This is a genomic window from Amphritea sp. GJ51-11 (assembly GCF_055808735.1).
The window spans coordinates 4586047-4604314 of record NZ_CM147881.1; the positions used below are offsets into that span (position 1 = coordinate 4586047).

The window sequence follows — 18268 nt, forward strand, 5'->3', positions numbered from 1 at the left end:
CGCTGCTGAGAGTAATAATTATGCTATGCTTCACTCAATGCAGTAGCTGCTAAATTTATGCGGCACAGGTTTGCAACAAGTTAAAAAATATTGGAGAGATCAATGGCACGTGGTGTTAACAAAGTCATCCTGATTGGTAATCTGGGTAATGAGCCTGAAACTAAGTATTTGCCCAGCGGCAATGCGGTGACCAACATCACGGTGGCGACTTCTGAATCTTGGAAGGATAAGCAAACAGGCCAGCAACAGGAACGAACTGAGTGGCACCGAGTGGTGTTTTTCAACCGATTAGCTGAGATCGCCGGCGAATATCTGCATAAGGGTTCTAAGGTTTATCTTGAAGGTTCGTTGCGCACCCGTAAATGGCAAGATCAGCAGGGCCAAGACCGTTACACAACGGAGATCGTGGCGAGCGAAATGCAGATGCTCGATAGCCGTGGCGATGGCGGTAACAATGGTGGTTATCAGCAGCCTCAGGGCGGCTATCAGCAACCGCAACAACAGGCGCCACAGCAGAATTATCAGCCACAACAGGCTCCACAACAGAATTATCAGAAACCGCCGCAGCCTCAACAGCCGCCGCAACAAAATTATCAAAAACCAGCCCCACAAGCGGCCCCTCAAGCACTTCAGCCAGCACCAGGATTGGATGATTTTGACGATGATATTCCCTTCTAGCGAACTATTTATGTGAAATGTAACGTTTTGCATCTGCATAATTACCTGAAGCCCCGCAACAGCGGGGTTTTTTGGTTTTTACGCACCATTAAAAAGTAACATTTAATAGTTTGTTTTTATTCGTAGGTATGGTAATATGTTAAATGTAATGTATTGGGTGTCTTATGAATCGTAAAGTTGAAGAGCTAAAGCAGGAAAATGGTGTGCGGAGTGTGCTTCTGTTGGAAGATGGAATTCCGATGTACTACCCCACGCTTTATGTGTCTATGAATCTGCGGCATATATCGGTCTCTCGACAGCGAAATATCTTATATAGCATTGCGATGTTGTTTAACTGGTGTCAGTCGGAGGGTATCGATCTTGAGGCGCGATTCAAACTTGATAATCATTTGAATGAGATGGAAGTGCTTCAGCTTTTAGATTTCTGTGCGTGGACGGTAGGCACCCAGAAACGTCTAATGAGCGGTGTGAGACTATTACCAAAGGCCTACGAACAAGTATCGAGAGATATGGCTTCTCAGCGCATCCATGCAATTCGCGAGTATCTAGCGTTTTTGTATCTCCGCTTGGCTCAACGTAAAGATAAAAACGATATAGCTAAAGCGGTTTCTAATACAATTACTTCTTACAAGCCTAAGATCAAGAAGTACACTAAGAATGTGGTCATTGCCCTATCAGATGAGCAAATTGATGGCATCACTCAAAAATTGCTCCCAGACCACCCTGATAACCCTTGGAAGGATAAATCCATCCAGCTCCGCAATTTGTTGATCTTCTCAATTCTGTATGAGACGGGTATGCGACGTGGCGAACTAGCTGGCCTTTACGTGAACGATATTCAAAACACTGAAATATCCATATATCGCCGTCATAACAACCCACTTGAGACTCGAAAGCAGGCTCCGAATGTCAAAACCGGCGAACGCAAAATCCCCATACCCGAATCTTTGGCGAGGCTTTTAGATGATTATGTGATGAAGCATCGTGGCTCGATCAAAGCAGCAAAGAAACACCCATATCTATTCGTTAGTCTTAGGAGGAATAAGGGAAACCCCATGACACTTAATGCAATCACTGAGGTGTTTAAAGCGGCTAGATCAGCGCTTCCAGAGCTTAAAGGTGTTACTCCACATAAGCTGCGACATCATATGAATTATCGTATCTCCAATATGATAGATGAGGCGTACAAAGACGCTACCCCATCTGAAAAAGCGGCGGCAGATGAAGCTATTCGGCCCCATATCATGGGTTGGGGATCCGATAGTAAGATGCAAGGAACCTACAATAAAGCCTATGACCTAGAGCAGGCTGGGAAATTCACTGTTGAACGTTCTAACACGATTAATAAGGGAAAAGATAATGCTGGCGAAGAAGCTTAAAGATAGTGAGCTGGATGAACTTTTAACCAGTGACTATCAAAGTGAGGCCGGTCTGGTATTTATCCCTGCTGATGAGCGATGGATTCTTGACCCTGTTAATAATAAACAGATTTTGGTTAATGGTGCACTTATGGCATTACCAGAAGAAGCTCATCGTTATTTTAGAGTAGCGCTGGCTCGTTATGCTGGCAGCCACAAAGCCGACTCAGTTAACAATATATCTAGCTATCTAAGCATGGTTGCTACTCGGCATGGTGTCGATTTCAATATTTTGGATGAACGTGACTTTCTCTCAGCAAAGGTGAAGGCGGGTAAAGAGCGTGAATATCAGCTTTCTACTATTCGTGGTTTTTTGCGTTACTGGCACAAGTCAGGCCTCTATGGAATTAGCGATGAGTTTATCGAGGCTATCGGAAAACTCACCTTCCAAGGTAATGTAAAAGGCCAAGCGGTGTTGAGTCACGACCCTTTGAAAGGGCCGTACACTCAATTGGAAATGGAAGCCATTATTGATGGTCTGAATAATGCCTTCATGGAAGATAGAATCTTTTTAGATGATTGGGTGCTGGTCAAACTCTACACAGAACGTGGCCTTCGCCGTGCCCAGGTAACTCAATTGGTGTTTGATGACTTCTTAAAAGAGGCTGGAGCTTTTTTTATAAATCAGCCACGTGCTAAACAGCGCGGTGTAGGCTTTAGAGAAAGCTTTAGCAGGTTTCCAATATCTGAGGATCTATATAAGGCAGTACAGCTTTTAAAGGCTCAGCGAAGACAAGAGATCGATAAGCAGACCTCGAAAGGGTTTTCACATTCCTTAAGTCTGTTACCGCTGTATCCTAAATATGAAACTTTTATTGAACACATTAAACAGAACGCTCGAATCGACGCATCGTGCTTCCAGCCTCGTGAGTATTTGAATGCCCCGCTTACAAGGGCTGAGACTGTTATTCATGCGATCTCTGAGCGCACAGGTGAGCGGATCCATCTTGCATCTAAGCGCTTTCGCTCAACTCTAGGCACCGATCTTAACCGTGAAGGGGCGGGTGTCGGCGTTATCGCAGCGGCATTAGATCACAACGATTACCAAAACGCGGGTGTATACGTTGAGTCTACAGGTGATAACGCAACCCGGCTGAACCAGAAAATCGGAAAGCTATTAGCCCCCTTGGCCCAAGCCTTTGCAGGTCTGATTGTGCATGATGAATCTCAGGCTACAAGGGGCGTTGATCCTACGAGCCGTATACGCTCGATAGACGGAAGTGAGAACGTAGGCTCCTGTGGGAATTACGCGTTCTGTAGCGCGAATGCACCTGTCGCCTGCTATACATGCGTTAAGTTTCAGCCTTGGCTTGATGCTCCACACGAAGATGTTTTGGTTGATCTGTATGAAGAGCGTGAGCGGACTCTAAGCATTACAGGCGATGAGACTATTGCGCGTATTCTTGACCGCTCAATCCTTGCAGTAGAGGACGTTATACAACGATGTGAAACCATCAAATCAAAGGAGCTGGCAAATGACTAACGTAATTTCTTTTCGTCCGAGAGAGGGTTTAGAGGCTGGAAAGCAGGTTATGGAGTTCATTGCTTGGGCGAAGGGGCTTACAGGTTTTAATAAGCCTGATCTACCGCTTGATTGGGATGCGTGGAGTTGGAAGGTCTGGATGGGTGTTAGCTTGGATTTTGTGAAGCTTGGAGTGTCTTCGCGTAAGAAGTCATTTGATCCTTCGAAGGAATTACTTGACCCTCAGATTATAGATTTTGCTAAAGCATATGTTTTACATCAACAGTCGCTCAGAATAACTAAAAACATTCAAGAGGTCGTGGCTGTTCGAGTAGTAGAAGCCGCGCTGCTTGAACTAGAGTCCAACGCGGATATAACTCGGGTAAATCTTCATGTTTATGATCGAGCAGGAGAGCTAATCAAAGAAAACTTCAATGCAGAAGGTGCCTATCGAATCGGAGGACATCTTCAGAAACTGTCTGAGTTCATTGTGGAGAAGGGATTATCTGAAAGCAGTGATGTGTGGATGAATTTGATTAAGCGCCCTAGTGATGCTCATGGTCATGTGAAGAACAAAAAAGATGCTGAAAAGAAAATGCCGACACAAGAGGCGTTGGACGCTTTAGCAGAAATCTGGTCTGCTCAGCCAACCGATCACCGTGATATTTTCGTAACCTCTAATTGCGCTTTACTTCTTAGCTCACCTGGTCGTGTGGGTGAGTTAAATGTTTTGGCCGCTGACTCTTTAACTTACAAGGATAACCGTGAAGGAAAACCTGAATTATTTATCAACTGGTATGGTCAGAAGGGCTACGGCTTCACAGACAAGCCAGTGCCTGAGGTATGGAAAGAATTCACCCTAGAGTCAGTTCGTCGTCTTAAAGAAATATCAGAAGAGCCGCGTAAATTAGCCAAGTGGCTTGAAGAAAATCCCGATAAATTCCCTATTCACGCGAACTGTCCGAAGGTTAATCAAGATGCTCCGTTGACTCCTAAACAAGTACTGGATGCTTTGTGTGTGGATGAACTAAATAGCTCTCCTAGAGCTAAACTAAGAGCTTGGATTAAGGCAACTCTAAAGGTATTAAATAAATCGCCAAAGTATTTGGAGAGCAAAGCAATTCTACAAGAGCAGCTTGATAGCATGTATGACGGAATCTGGTCAGAGGGCAAGGAGGATACTCATACGCTGACACTTCGTAAGCTTAATGTCTATCTGCGTGAATATTGGCTTCCGCCATATTTTCCTTATACAAATGACAGTAAAAAGATGAAGTATCAGCATGCCCTTAATTGCTACTTTGAAGGTCAATTCAATATCAACGGCGCAGGATACCTCAAACCTTTTTCGCTACAAACAATAGATAACAATATATTGAACAGTTCGCTGAGTATTAAGGAAGATAGCGATAAACGATTTCATAACTTAAATATCTACCTTCGATGGGGATACAGCGGTGAGGCTTATTCAATGACCACTCACCAGTTCCGACACTACCTAAATACCATTGCGGCTAAAGGAAAGGTTGGTGAAGTTGAGATTGCACGTTGGTCTGGTCGCTTGGATATCAGCCAAAACAAGGTGTACAACCATATCAGCGACGAAGAGCGCGTAGAGAGTGCCAGGGGCTTGGGGCTGGGCAGTCAGTCTACAGGTCTCGCAACGCTTTCAAGTAAGCATCAGCCTATTCTTCTGAAAGATCTGGGTGTTGCAGAGGATCGAATCGCTCATTACACCGAATACGGTGTGTGTGTGCATGATTTTGCGGTTGAGCCCTGCACTAAGCTCCGCGACTGCCTGACCTGTAAAAAGCATAAGTGTATCAAGGGTGATGTCGAGAAGGAGCGCCGAATTCGTTTGTTGCGTGACGGGTTAGAGCAGACGTTAAAGCAGGCTACGCAGGGTGTAGAGCAGGAATTTTATGGAGCCGATCGTTGGCTCTCATACTCGATGGATCGACTGGAAAAAGCAAATGCCTTGATCGAAATTATTGAAAACCCTGATATAACAGAGGGCGCAGTGATTGCATGTTCTGATAATGGCTACTCCGTTCTTGAGAGAGGGCTGGCAGCTCAAGGAAAGCTGTCGGCTTCAGATGTGCCTGCTATTGGCTCTACAACACCTAAACCGCAGGCCGATTTACACAAACTCACCAAGCTCTTGGGGAGGTAATCATGGCCAGACACCTGACTGATGATGATGTCCGCCGTATTGTTAATCTACTTAAAAGCTGGCGGTTTGAGCTTACTTGGGACTTATTGGTAAAAGCCTGTAGTGATTCATTTGGTATACAAACGACTCGTCAAGCGCTTAACCGAAAAGCCGAAATCAAAGAGGAGTTTGGTATTCGTAAGCGATCCCTTAAGACAGGGGTTGATGAAACGGCTAGACCCAACAGCATCAATGCGGCACATGAGCGAATAAATCGGCTTTCTCAGCGGGTTAAAGAGCTGGAAAGTCAGAATGCGCGCTATCGTGAGATGTTTAAACGCTGGCAGTACAATGCTGAGTCCAGAGGGGTTGGAAAGGATATTTTAGATCGCCCATTGCCTAAGCCTAGCTTTGACAGCGAAAATAATATTTAGCGGTGAGACCTGTCATGAGTAAAGAAAAAGGACAGCAATACTTTGAAATGTTCACAGCGTGGCGCGACTCCATGACTGATGAAGCCTTCGCGTCTATTGTTTATGCCTCAACAGGTAAATTAAACAAAGGACAGATCAAGAAGCTATCAGGTGTATCCGCTGAGGCATTGAAAAATAATACTCAGGTTAAAACCGCACTAAATCAGTTAGAAGCTGATCTTCGCAAACGAGGCGTACTTCCCCGTCTAACTCCAAAGGGGGGAAAGTCAAAATCAAAAACGAAGTTATATGACCAGTCGGAGAGCAACTCCCGTGAAGAGCGAAAGCGAATAGGTTTTCTGGAGGCCTCAAATCACGACCTGAAAGTGAAAGTGGCTAAGTTGGAGGCTCAGGTAGAATCGCTTGAGAATCGCCTAGCAGCGAGTTCTGAGACTCTTGAGGCTATTGATGACTTACAGGTATTTAGATTATGTCCTGCCAAGAGCTAAGCAGTCATACAGAAAAGCTGAGAGTGACCAGCCATCTTCAGCGTCAGCAGGATACATTGATTAAAGGTGTCCCCATTGATGATGCCACTCAGTTGAAATCTGCCCGATATGTGGTTCAAATCTGGGTCGATTCTGACAATTTACCTGTTATTCCTGCACCAGGTCAGATTTGGACGGTAACAGGTGTATGTGAAGTAATACAGGTTGATGTCGGTGATTTTATCCGTGATATTCATCAATATAGCCACCCTGAATCACTTGATTTCGAACTGCCCAATGATGGCGAGGTTTTCATCCAATTCATTGCCAAAGATCCAGAGTTTAAGGGTATTGGGGAATCCAAAGCGCGGGAGTTGTGGCATCGATTTGGTATTAACATCCATGAAATGCTACAGGAGCAAGGTGCTAAGTATCTAAGCGATTTACGTGAGGTGCTATCCGATAAATCGATTAAAGCACTTTATGCAGGGTATAAGAAATATCAAAATCTGAAACATACAATCTGGATGGCAAAAGCGGGAGTGCCTGCCTCTATTCAACGCAGAGTGCTCAAGTATCACAAAGCTGGAACCCTTGAAGAGCTTAAGATCAACCCCTATGAATTGGTGAACTTCGGTATGTCCGTACTAAAGGTTGATCAGCTTGTCAGAACAGACGGGTCCCCGTGGACTGGAGACTATACAAATCAGCGTGTTATTGCTGCTGCCACCCAGGGATTAAGAGACTGCTTCAGTGACGGCAGTACCTACACAAATAGCGGTAAGCTAAATACCAAAATATTCAACATACTCAAGAACGCTGAAACAACAAAACAGGCTTTAGACTACCTAAAAGCCAATCAGAATGTTGCGATTTATCATGAGTCTGAAGATCGATACCATCCCATGGCTACTGCAATTCAAGAGCTCGCTGTTGCTAAGCGGTTCAAACACCTGGCTTCGCATTCACGGCAGTGGAATAAACAAGACGAAATATCGCTTAATTCTGTTTTAGGTAAACTCCCCCACTCACTCACCGACAGACAAATTGAGGCTGTTAGAAACCTGCTGGTTAATCAGATCGGTTGCCTGACTGGTGGCGCTGGAACGGGGAAAACATTTACCTGTAATACCTTCCTAAAGACCGCTGATTTGCTGGGTTACGAGGTTCACGCAGTAGCCCTATCAGGGCGCGCTGCAATGCGTTTGCATGAGTCGATTAGCTATCTCACGAAGACTATCGCACGATTTCTCTGGGATGACTCAGTCGAGTGTGCTGAAGGTGAAAAGAAGCTGCTTTTAATTGATGAGGCATCCATGGTGGATTTGCCAACGATGTTCAAAATCATCAATCATATAAGCCCAGAGGTTAAGATTGTATTTACGGGAGATCCCAACCAGTTACCCCCAATTGGTATCGGTAAAATCCTACATGATCTCGTTAAATGTGATCGGGTAGCCAATACAACTTTGGACATAGTAAAACGTCAAGAGGGAAGCTCTGGTATCCCTGAATACACTGAGTCAATCAAGAATGGCTGTGTGCCCAATGAGCTGAGTACAGGAAATATCTATTTCCACGAGATGGGTTCGGATCAGTTTGAAAATACAGTAATTGAATTGTTCGGCGCATCACCAGAAAACACGCGTGTGATTGCCTCTACGCGAAAGACAACGCGGCTCATCAATGAAGCAATACAGCGCACATTCAATGCTGAATCTCCGAAGATGGAGTTTCTTCTCAACTCTGAAAATTACTACCTGAACTTGAGGCTGGATGATCAGGTTCTGTTTACACAGAATTATTATCAGGCGGGTGTGCAGAACGGAACACTTGGGAAGTTAGTCAGCATTACTCAAACCCAGAATCATCTGGGTTTAGTTAGAACTGATACGGGTGATTTGGTTGAGGTTACAGAAGGATTACTTGATGCAATGGAGCTGGGATATGCGATCACGCTGCACAAGGCTCAGGGGAGTCAGTTCCCGCGAATCATAGTGGTGTTGGAAGATAACCGCATAACTGATCGCAACTGGCTCTATACGGCCATCACACGTGCTGAAAGAGAAGTTCATATCATTGGCAATACAGAAACTTTTAGGAAGGTCACAGAAGCCCCTGGTAAGGCTTTCACTCGAAAGACTCTACTAACCGAACTAATTGAGTTTTCTGCTTAAATTCTTTCTTTAGAGCTATTTCATAAATATTCTGATTAGTCATCAATTGGTAGTTTTCTTGGATGCATAACGCTTAGGGTGCGGGGCAAGTGAAGCGGAACGCTGTCCCGCCCGACCCACTTGTTATGGCAAGGGCCAAACTAGCCTGTTTGCCTTATTATTTTATCGAATTCCTGCGTCAGCTCCCGCAAAACCCGAGTATCATTGAAGATATGACAAACCTCCAAGCACGCTAGAAACGAAAGCATCATCGACTGTCGGATCAACCAATCCAGTTGCGTGGCTTCATATCCACTTGAAATACGGTCACCTTTGTCACGGCTTGCTGACTGGTAGAGGCCCCCATGAGTATGGTCATTCAGAATATCCTTGATTGCTTCCATCAGCGACGAAAACCTACCATGACGATACCCATCTGTTTGCTCAACCTGTTCAAATAGCTGCTTTATACCAGGAAGATCTTTGCCGTCCATAAAGTTCGTCAGTTGCCGTGCTGACGCGCACCTGAACATCCATATCCCGCGTAAAAGCGCACTCCTCTGGGGACGTAAATTTACCTTCAAGGCTGGCCGTATTCAATGGCATGAGAAAACGCTACTGAAATTTAAGCAGCGGATTTCGGAGCATTCCGAACAGCCATTTCGGTATGACCCGAACACCTATTTCGGTTTAATCCGAACGCACATTCCGCGATTATCCGAACACTTTTAAGCGAACTCCGAAATCAGCGTTCGGAATAGCGAAAACCGCGTTCGGAATGCCCGAAATCCTTCCTTTTTCTCTTTTAAATCAATAGCTCGCTATTCTTTACTTCTTAAAAAAGAACGTAAGGAAGCGACAATGGCTAAAAAGAGAACTCCAATGAACAAAATCAAAGAGGTATTACGCCTTAAGTACGAGTGTGGGTTGTCCTACCGTAGTATTGCCAGTTGTCTCAATGTCAGTCTTGCAACAGTCTCAGAACTTGTCGCTCGCTTTAAGCAAAGTCAGATAGGCTGGCCTCTCCCAGAAGGTTGCAGTGATACAGACCTTACTAAAGCTCTTTATCATTCGAAGAAAGCCAGTCGACACAAGGTCATGCCAGACTTCGCTCAGTACGCTGTCGAACTCAAGCGTAAAGGCATGACAAAGATGTTGTTGTGGCAGGAATACCATGAGCAATATCAAGAGCAGGCTTACGCTTACACTCAGTTCTGCGAGCACTTCACTCGCTGGTTCAAAACCCAAAAGCGCAGCATGCGTCAGCTCCATGTTGCAGGTGACAAGCTGTTTATCGATTACTGTGGGCCTCGGCTTCAAGTCGTTAACCCTGATACAGGTGAAGTGCGCGAAGCCGAAGTGTTCGTAGCGACCTTAGGCGCGTCAAATTACACCTATGTTGAAGCCTTCCCTAGTCAAGGTAAGTCTTACTGGTTAGAGGCGCATGCGAATGTGTTCGAACACTTCGGCGGTGTACCACAGCTCTTGGTTCCCGATAACCTGCGTAGCGCGGTCACCAAAGCTAATCGCTATGAGCCGAGACTTAATGACAGCTATCAAAAACTGGCAAATCACTATCAAACCGCTGTAATGCCTGCTCGCCCCTACAAACCGAAAGACAAAGCCAAGGCAGAGAATGCCGTGCTCCTAGTGGAACGTTGGATCATGATGCGGCTACGACACAAAACCTTCCATACCTTCAAAGAGCTGAACCTGGCCATCCGTGAGCTTATGAATGACTTAAATCAACGTGAGATGAAACAGTATGGTGCAAGTCGTAAAGCGCTGTTCGACAAACTCGATAAACCTGCATTGAAGCCACTGCCTAAGCAGCGATACCTATATACCGAAACCAAACGAGCCAAAGTGGGGCCTGATTATCACATCGAATATCGCCGCCATTACTACTCGGTTCCTCATCAGCTTGTTGGCCATCATGTCGAACTGGAAGCTTCCAACCGTTTGGTGCAAATCTACCATCAAGGTAACTTGGTCGCTCAGCACCCACGTAGCCAAAGGGAGCACGGAAACAGCACTCAACCAGAGCACATGCCGAGTCATCATCAACATCAAAAGTGGTCGCCTGGACGCTTACTCAACTGGGGAGCCAATATCGGCCCAGCCACACGAGAAGTTGTCAATAAGATGCTTAACTCCAAGCCTCATCCAGAGCAGTCTTATCGTTCTTGTCTGGGGTTACTCAACCTAAGCAAAGCCCATGGTGAATCGCGCCTAGAGCAAGCCTGTAAAGATGCACTGATGCTGACAAAACCCAATTACACCTTCGTCAACAATCTACTCAAGAACAATCGTGAAGGGCAACTGAGTAAAGACAAAGCGAATACGCCGAACCTTGTTCACAGCAATGTTCGAGGCCCGACCTGTTATCACTAGGAGAAAAGATATGAACGCACTTAATGATCAACTCAAAAGCCTCCGCTTGAGCCATGCGGCGAAAGCGTTAGAGCAGCAACAAGAGCAACTGACCACTTACGCAGAGCTGAACTTCGAGGAGCGGTTAAGCTTGCTTCTGGAAAGCGAGATCTTGAACCGTAATCAGAGCAAAATACAACGCTTAAAACGACAAGCTAAGCTGAGAGTGGATGCGCAACCGAGTCAACTCATCTACAAGGAGGGACGAAACCTCAATCGCAAACAGATGAGCGAACTTCTAACGGGGAGTTATCTGCACAAGCACCAGAATATCTTGATTACAGGCCCAACAGGTGCAGGAAAAACCTATCTTGGTTGCGCTCTGGCAACCAGCGCCTGCGACCAACAGCAAACCGTCAGATACTACCGATTAACTCGCTTGCTTGATGATCTGACCGCAGGTCGTCTGGATGGTAGCTATCAAAAGCAACTTCAGTCTCTCGCTAAAAAAGCCCTGCTTATCCTAGACGACTGGGGGATGGAAAAACTGACTCAAGAGCATGCTGGTCACTTGTTAGAAGTGCTTGAAGACCGCTACCAAAACAGCAGCACAATCGTCATCAGTCAGTTACCTGTCAAGGAGTGGCACAACATGATCGGCAACGCCACCGTCGCAGACGCTCTAATGGATCGTCTAGTTCACAATAGTCATCGAATAGAACTGGGAGGAGAGTCAATGAGAAAACTGGCGCAATCCGAACACTTAGAGTAAAAATAGGGAAAGAGAAAAAGTGCTGGTTCAGGTGTTCGGAATAAACCGAAACAAGCGTTCGCAATCACCGAAATACGCAAGTGCGTGTGTTAACGAATCGTAACTGGGGGGATGAAATATCAGCTCTTCAAAACCAGCCAATTTATACGTGGCTGGATTAACTATTTTGGCATCGCCAATTGCTATCAACTCTGCGTCGATCTAGATCACTGGATTCGGCGTAGAATAAGGATGGCTTACTGGCAGCAGTGGCGAAAGCCACGAATCAAGGTAAGGAACCTGATGAGTCGAGGCGTCCACGTACAGGCGGCTGTTGCGTGTGGCATTACCAGTAAAGGCCCATGGCGAAGCTCTAAAACACCGAGGACTAATCAGGCATTATCCAATGCTTATTTAAAATCTCAGGGGCTTTATGAATTGCGCGATGGTTGGATCAAGCTTCACCATTCTCAGTGAAACACCCTGTGCGGATCCACATGCAGTGTGTTGTGGGGGCTGAGGGTTAGAAGAGGCCCTCGCTACCCGATTAACTCGTGCCAGCAGCTAGTCTCTGCCGTTCCAGCACGAATTTGGCGATCTGATCTGGAGGGAATCTGTTCATGTCCACATATCCATCTTGAGGGAAAACGCCAGGGACATTGCACTCTTCAGACCGGACGAACATGACCGTTTCATCGCTTCTGCTATTAATGATGCTTCGTATCGCTCTCCATTCAATCCCGCACCATAACTTTGATTCATAATCTGTTGATAAGAATACGACTACCAAGTCCGAATTCTTCAGATAAACTGCTTGCAAAAGAGTATCCAAATTTGGCCGCGCGAGCTGTGCAATAAAGTCATCATCGTAAAAAACTGAACCCGGCGGTAAGGATGCTTTGACACCATCAGCGACATCTTTAACAACACCACGAAGTTCTCCTGGGAAAGAAAACGCCACGTTGAAACGCATTTCTTCTAAACGCCCACAAACCCCGCTGTCGTTCGCCACCGGCGCGGTTATAATCTCGTGCTCTGATAGAATCCCAAGCAGGTCTTTAGCCTTCACCGCCCAGTGAGTTCTGTATTGCTCTCCTCGTGACTCATCTATTTCTAGCTTGCTAGCAATCTCTTTGATCTTCCTTGCAGGAATAGGACCTATTTCTTGGTCGAATTCATACTCAATCGCGACGACGCGACCTCGCTGTTTTATCTCTCTTATATATCCAACAAACGCATCTTTTTCATAGCATTCGTACAAAAATAACGATGGATAGGATTTCAGCCTATCCATCACCTTTGCCGACAAATCGGAGTGAGCTTCGGCGATGGAATCTACCGTGTATTCTAGGAATCTGCTTGTCGTAAATTCGTAAGCGGGCAAATCCCACGCAGTGTCGTTCCCGCTCATTATCAGATTGAACATCACTTCTCCAAAGAGTTAACGCTCAAAGCAGGCGCACCGCTTTTTGGCGTCGCCCTGCCTTTGCTTGTTAAATTTTGACCAGCTTCTTCACACCATTACCCACCCTTGCGTTGTTGAGTGTGACAAAGCCAGAACCATCATTAAAAGCATAATATACAGAGTTTTCGTGCAAAACTTGTTTCAAATTATCAAATTCAGCAGGATTACTAGGCTCCACTATCCAGATGCCTGCGGTTACGTAAGCTGGATTGGTTCGATCTATGGTGCAGCAGTATTCAAAGTCGATTAGTGCAGTAAGTAGTGGTCTTAGACCACCAAAGAATGTATCCGATTTAGCCAACTTTGCCTCAAGGGATAGTACCATTGCCATTTTTGAATAATCGAGACCATCAGAATCCAGATCTGCACTGTTGGAATAGGTAATGATGTATTGCCCATCAGGAAAATAAGTAGGAGCTCCTTCCATCACCGTAACTAGAGCCTTTGGGTTAGAAAATTGAAACTCTAAATCTTGAACATTGCTCATCAGAGAAACGGATGTAAGTACAATGCCAGTTGCAGAAATTAGCCATTTTTTCAGACTTTCTTTATTCGGAAATTTCTTCTCATTCATCGCACTAATCTCTCTGATAAATTTAACACCGCCATCACCTGCCGGAGGTAACTAGCGATTTTTATGAGTATTTCGTACAAAAAGTGACAGGTACCGGAGGTCGGGTGCATGGCCTTGTTAGCATTTATTTCGCTGCTTTTCGCCAAGGTTGAATAGTTCCGCCGACCAAACTAAGTAGATAATCGCATACAGCCGAGTCCATTTCTAAGCAGGTTTTATATATCAGCTCACAATATGCATTTAGTTGCCCAATAGTTACGTATTCGGTAAATCGCCCATTATGTGCAATGTCGCCTCGAAGAGAGACGAAGTCTTTGATCTCGGTTGAATCACAAGACCACATCTGAGTTATGTCTTCTACCCCAATGTAATTTTTATACAGTGGCTTTAAATTTGAAGGTTTCGGAGTATTTAGTCCCTTTACTTCAGTGCAACAGAACGCATCATATACTGAACGCCACCCTAAACCGGAAAGTTCTAGTGGCTTGAGCTCGTGTTTTGCATCGCGAACTAGCTTTGAAATATGCTTTTGGACGTCTAACGGTAACTCTGATGGCAAATCATACTTGTTGCCCAAATACCTTGAAGATTCTATAAGTAGTGATTCTGCGTATAGCTCCCAGCAAGCGCATAGCATCACAACACCGCTGCGTGTGATATGACCTAGCGCTCTTTTTCCTCGATATAAAGGGCTTAACTGACCGTGAGATTTGATGAGCCGTTGCACATCAATCATGTTAACCCTGAAATGTTTAAAAGCCTGAGATGGCATTTAGATGCTTTCCTTGTAATGCTAACGCTTTGCCAAGGGGCAAATGCGAACGTTGTTGGGCTTTGCCCAGTGAGTATTTGTCCCAGCCGCGCTTTTTGCGGCGAACTTAGGCAACTTGTTAGGCATACCTTTACGCAGATACATAGACTTCCGACTTATCTTGAGAACCATCTGGGTTTGTCCAAAAAACTGTAGCATTAAAACCTAAAGGAGTGTCATCACAAAGCGCAGCAATAAATGAAACTTCACTTCCCGTTCCAAGAACAGATATAGGTAATTTCTCTTCGATTTCACTGCCTATAAGTGGACTTGAATATTTAGTAGGTATATCTAGATTAAACGAAACATCTTTAGCTTGTTGATGGCTGTTATTTGATAAAAAGAACTTATAGCTTCTACTGTCTGTTTTTCTTAGATCCAAACGGACAGACGCTTTTAATTTTAAAGCTTCTTCTTTTTCAAATGATTCGAGTTGTCTCTGAGATAATTTTGCTTGTGCTTTTTGTAATTCAATTGTGCTTTGTTTAATTTTTTCTTCGCCTTCAATTAGCTCTAGCTGTTTTTCAGCAAGCTTAGATTGTGACTTTTGCAAATCAATTGATTCTCTCTGTAGTTGTCGTTGGTCTCGCTTAGTAAGCAAGCTAACAAATACTGCTAATAACGCAACTACAATAGTCCAATCGATTAAAGCGAGATAATTACTTAGTTCCACCGGACTCTCCTTGTATGCCTAACAACTTTATTCTTGCGCCTATGCAAGGTTCTAGAGCTTGCAAGCTCTGCTACCTTACAAGGTACGTTTAATCCAAGGACGGGTAAAACATGTATCGCAGAAGCCGTAAGTATCAGGAATATGTGACTAAATATGCAAAGGCAAGGGCTGCCAGAGAGGGAAAAAGGATCAATGGTATTCATCCTGAATATCCGTCTGAGTTACCAGCGCTACGCAGGTTAATCAAAATTACAGACTATGATACGGGTACTCCAGTTACCCACCGAATTGAACTATATCGCATTAACTGTGTTGATTGCTATAGGGCTTGGGTTCATTGCATCACGCTGTTTTCAGATCTGAAAGCGGTTGTTTACAACTTCGCACAGAGTAAGCCCGTCACCTTCTGGGTGGCAGGCAAGGCTACGATGATTATTCGGAACAAATTAATTGATGAAAATTCGATCAATGAGTCTGTACAGCTCACAATCCTTCGGGTCTCCTGTAAAACTTGGAATAGCAATAACATGACTAGGAAAATCGACTCGATTGGGTTGATGGTCGATAAGCCAGATGTCGTTAATACCCTCTTCTAAAAACTCTGATAGGGTTCCAAGAGATTTTTTATAACCTGTTGCCATTTCTATACATTGGTTACGAGACCAGACTGAGTGCTCCATATAGGCTTCAGATTTCTGATACTCAGCTTCAGTGCATGTCTCAGGGTCTCCCTGGGCAATTGATAACTGTAATAATGCTTCTTCAATAAATTCATTGGATTGTGTCGAATAGATCATTGGGCTTGCATGCTTTACTAATTCAACCAGTAAGTCAGCTGCACCAGGGCGCTGAAGGAGCGTGTAGTTTTCAATTTCATTTTCTTTGACATACGTGATGTCTATAGCGCTATCCAGCCAATTATCAGGGATCATTGAACGTTCAGAGTGCTTTATTTTACGGAAAAGTATTCCTTCTAGGCTAAGGCAAACTATTGGGCGTGGTCGACTAAAGTTATCATAAGGGTTGTTCCGATCAATTATTAAACTGTTTATCTCAGTTATCCCCATAGGTTTTCGTGTTTCTTTACAAATATACATGGCGACGCCTCAATTTTTTGGTGCTGTTTTCGCACCAGAATAGCATGTAGGTATAGTTCTCTCAATGATAAAGAGTCCGCGTCATCCAAAGTATATAGCTTTGATAAACTGGTTGATTTCTGTTCGAGAAGAACAGGGCCTTACCGTGCGCGAGCTAGCAAAGCTTCTATCTGAAGATCATTCAACTATAGTCAAAATTGAGACTCGGGTTCGCAAGCTGAGTGCTATCGAATATTATCAATTTTGTAGTGTGCTGAATGTTGACCCTGCCGCAGGATTTATTGCTATGGATAAATCATGTGAGAAGTGGAGTTAAAGTTAGGTTAGATGTGGATAAGCCCTTCTCATGCGATAATCCATTTTTAATCTTCGAGCCTGTCCATGTCACATCAACTTACCTTGCCGACAGCGAATTCAATAATAAACGTCGAAACTATGTGTAAGTAACATCTCTGGCAATGATTATTGCTGGCAATCTAATCTTGCGTATATTTCTTGATCAACATGAAGTGTGTTAGGTAGCTTAAAGTCTATTGCTTCTTGTACCTCAGCCAATGTTACTGCTTTTTGACAGTAATCATCATTACGTTCACTGCTTTGCTGCATCATGAAAGCTGCTGTATCACCTTTCTTGTTATAAATTACTTTGAAATATGCGTTTGGAACAAAATGTTCTTCATCTGCACCTGGCATTGAAGGCATATCCGCAGAGTAAATCGGTCCAGTTATAACAAAGAGCGAATTTCGAAAACCTACGGCATGACGAACCGCTTCTTCTAAATTTTTCCATGGGCCTTGGTTTAGGTCTTTGTCTTGAGGAGTAATGTTACTTAAGTAGTTCAGTTCCGACCAATATTGAGAGCCTGCAAATGACGCAAGAGGCGCTTGATGGCCTCTATCCGCTTCTAATGCGGAGCTACTAGCACCCTTGTAGTCGTTAGCCTCCAGAGTTTTGTTCCTATCTAGTAGAGGGTCTGAGGACCATTTTCTGCCGGGAGTGTCACCGAAATTAGTCACGTTGACTTCATAGGCAACCCAGTCAGCAAATTTAGTATTTGGGTTGTTGGACATTGCGTACAAATGCCCAAATACTAGATCATTTTCCGCTGGGTTAGAGGGGCACCCTAGTGGGCAATGGACTGAGAGTATATCTGCTGACGCTGAGGCGGTGAATGCGATGGCGAGCGATACCGCTTGGATGAACTTCACTATAATTCCCTTTAGACTCACAAGTGGATACGTGGTTTTTTATGCCTATACTGATTGGTGAGCAATATTCTCGAATAGGAGCCCAAAGATCAAGGGTAGAAGGCTCTGGCTAATCGAGCTTAGGATATATTCAGGGATGGAATAAACATGAAGATTATTCAGTTAAATTTAAACGAAGCAGTCATCATTGATCATCAGGTTGAAATCCGAATTCTTAAATCACGGTCGCGTAATGTACGGCTAGGAATTACTGCTCCTGATGAAGTCGAGGTCTGGCGAGATGAAGTGCCATTTGCATCATGACTATGATGATCAAGATTGTCAGGCCTCCCAAGGATAAGGTTTTTAAGGGACTGCTATAAAATTGCTGGAAGCTAATCGAGTCAATATTTGAGTATCGATGGCTCTTCTGTTCATGGTGGTGCTTAACACTACCAATAAGACGTAGAACAAAAGTGGCTACCTCACAGCTCACACCAGCTTTCCTTATTGTATAAGGTAGGCATTTATCTCTGGCTTGACCCAATAGATAAATAGCTCATATACTG

Annotated in this window: 19 protein-coding genes; 12 read left to right on the plus strand and 7 right to left on the minus strand. The window is 44.5% G+C overall.

Annotation, left to right across the window (positions count from 1 at the left end; genetic code table 11):
* Positions 1-102 precede the first annotated feature (102 nt).
* The 7 genes from ssb (at position 103) to AC0L4K_RS20850 (ending at position 8788) form a co-directional block, all read left to right on the plus strand.
* A complete protein-coding gene (gene ssb / locus AC0L4K_RS20820) occupies positions 103-678 on the plus strand; it encodes a single-stranded DNA-binding protein (protein ID WP_473267736.1) in 576 nt (191 codons plus the stop codon).
* Positions 679-842: 164 nt separating this feature from the next.
* Positions 843-2057 (plus strand): tyrosine-type recombinase/integrase, encoded by a 1215-nt coding sequence (locus AC0L4K_RS20825; protein ID WP_473267737.1) that lies wholly within the window; start codon positions 843-845, stop codon positions 2055-2057.
* Positions 2038-3579, plus strand: coding sequence for a site-specific integrase (locus AC0L4K_RS20830; protein WP_473267738.1), 1542 nt, complete (start codon positions 2038-2040; stop codon positions 3577-3579). Before AC0L4K_RS20825 ends, AC0L4K_RS20830 begins: the two co-directional genes overlap by 20 nt.
* Positions 3572-5731 carry a hypothetical protein gene (locus AC0L4K_RS20835; protein ID WP_473267739.1) on the plus strand — a complete coding sequence of 720 codons (2160 nt, stop codon included), beginning with the start codon at positions 3572-3574 and terminating at the stop codon, positions 5729-5731. Before AC0L4K_RS20830 ends, AC0L4K_RS20835 begins: the two co-directional genes overlap by 8 nt.
* A 2-nt stretch (positions 5732-5733) precedes the next feature.
* Positions 5734-6144 (plus strand): hypothetical protein, encoded by a 411-nt coding sequence (locus AC0L4K_RS20840; protein ID WP_473267740.1) that lies wholly within the window; start codon positions 5734-5736, stop codon positions 6142-6144.
* Positions 6145-6158: 14 nt separating this feature from the next.
* Positions 6159-6632: a VPA1267 family protein gene (locus AC0L4K_RS20845; protein WP_473267741.1), complete on the plus strand. Its 474-nt coding sequence runs from the start codon at positions 6159-6161 to the stop codon at positions 6630-6632.
* A complete protein-coding gene (locus AC0L4K_RS20850) occupies positions 6614-8788 on the plus strand; it encodes an AAA family ATPase (protein ID WP_473267743.1) in 2175 nt (724 codons plus the stop codon). Before AC0L4K_RS20845 ends, AC0L4K_RS20850 begins: the two co-directional genes overlap by 19 nt.
* 140 nt (positions 8789-8928) lie before the next feature.
* Here AC0L4K_RS20850 and AC0L4K_RS20855 read toward each other — a convergent pair whose 3' ends face one another.
* Positions 8929-9351, minus strand: a complete 423-nt coding sequence (locus AC0L4K_RS20855) for a DUF6988 family protein (RefSeq protein ID WP_473267744.1) — start codon at positions 9349-9351, stop codon at positions 8929-8931.
* A 277-nt stretch (positions 9352-9628) separates the two neighbouring features.
* On the opposite strand from AC0L4K_RS20855, the gene istA reads away from it, so the two are divergent.
* The 3 genes from istA to AC0L4K_RS20870 all read left to right on the plus strand — a co-directional run bounded on the left by istA (position 9629) and on the right by AC0L4K_RS20870 (position 12368).
* On the plus strand, positions 9629-11161 hold the full coding sequence (istA, locus tag AC0L4K_RS20860; RefSeq protein ID WP_473267745.1) for an IS21 family transposase: 1533 nt from the start codon (positions 9629-9631) through the stop codon (positions 11159-11161).
* Between the two features lie 10 nt (positions 11162-11171).
* Positions 11172-11912, plus strand: a complete 741-nt coding sequence (gene istB / locus AC0L4K_RS20865; RefSeq protein ID WP_473267100.1) for an IS21-like element ISVch3 family helper ATPase IstB — start codon at positions 11172-11174, stop codon at positions 11910-11912.
* Between the two features lie 111 nt (positions 11913-12023).
* Positions 12024-12368, plus strand: coding sequence for a group II intron maturase-specific domain-containing protein (locus tag AC0L4K_RS20870; RefSeq protein WP_473267746.1), 345 nt, complete (start codon positions 12024-12026; stop codon positions 12366-12368).
* A 70-nt stretch (positions 12369-12438) separates the two neighbouring features.
* Here AC0L4K_RS20870 and AC0L4K_RS20875 read toward each other — a convergent pair whose 3' ends face one another.
* The 5 genes from AC0L4K_RS20875 to AC0L4K_RS20895 all read right to left on the minus strand — a co-directional run bounded on the left by AC0L4K_RS20875 (position 12439) and on the right by AC0L4K_RS20895 (position 16511).
* Positions 12439-13317 carry a TIR domain-containing protein gene (locus AC0L4K_RS20875; protein WP_473267747.1) on the minus strand — a complete coding sequence of 293 codons (879 nt, stop codon included), beginning with the start codon at positions 13315-13317 and terminating at the stop codon, positions 12439-12441.
* 67 nt (positions 13318-13384) lie between these two features.
* Complete coding sequence (locus tag AC0L4K_RS20880) at positions 13385-13930, minus strand: hypothetical protein (RefSeq protein ID WP_473267748.1); 546 nt, start codon at positions 13928-13930, stop codon at positions 13385-13387.
* 124 nt (positions 13931-14054) lie between these two features.
* Positions 14055-14702, minus strand: coding sequence for a HEPN domain-containing protein (locus AC0L4K_RS20885; protein ID WP_473267749.1), 648 nt, complete (start codon positions 14700-14702; stop codon positions 14055-14057).
* Between the two features lie 130 nt (positions 14703-14832).
* Entirely contained in the window at positions 14833-15414 is a 582-nt protein-coding gene (locus AC0L4K_RS20890; protein WP_473267750.1) for a hypothetical protein, read from the minus strand.
* 446 nt (positions 15415-15860) lie between these two features.
* On the minus strand, positions 15861-16511 hold the full coding sequence (locus AC0L4K_RS20895; protein WP_473267752.1) for an NIF family HAD-type phosphatase: 651 nt from the start codon (positions 16509-16511) through the stop codon (positions 15861-15863).
* 64 nt (positions 16512-16575) lie between these two features.
* Between AC0L4K_RS20895 and AC0L4K_RS20900 the strand changes: the two genes are divergently transcribed.
* Positions 16576-16827, plus strand: a complete 252-nt coding sequence (locus AC0L4K_RS20900) for a helix-turn-helix domain-containing protein (RefSeq protein WP_473267753.1) — start codon at positions 16576-16578, stop codon at positions 16825-16827.
* A 146-nt stretch (positions 16828-16973) separates the two neighbouring features.
* Here AC0L4K_RS20900 and AC0L4K_RS20905 read toward each other — a convergent pair whose 3' ends face one another.
* Positions 16974-17720 (minus strand): DNA/RNA non-specific endonuclease, encoded by a 747-nt coding sequence (locus tag AC0L4K_RS20905; protein WP_473267754.1) that lies wholly within the window; start codon positions 17718-17720, stop codon positions 16974-16976.
* Positions 17721-17867: 147 nt separating this feature from the next.
* Here AC0L4K_RS20905 and AC0L4K_RS20910 point away from each other — a divergent pair, with 147 nt between their 5' ends.
* Positions 17868-18023, plus strand: coding sequence for a carbon storage regulator (locus AC0L4K_RS20910; RefSeq protein ID WP_473267755.1), 156 nt, complete (start codon positions 17868-17870; stop codon positions 18021-18023).
* Positions 18024-18268 lie beyond the last annotated feature (245 nt).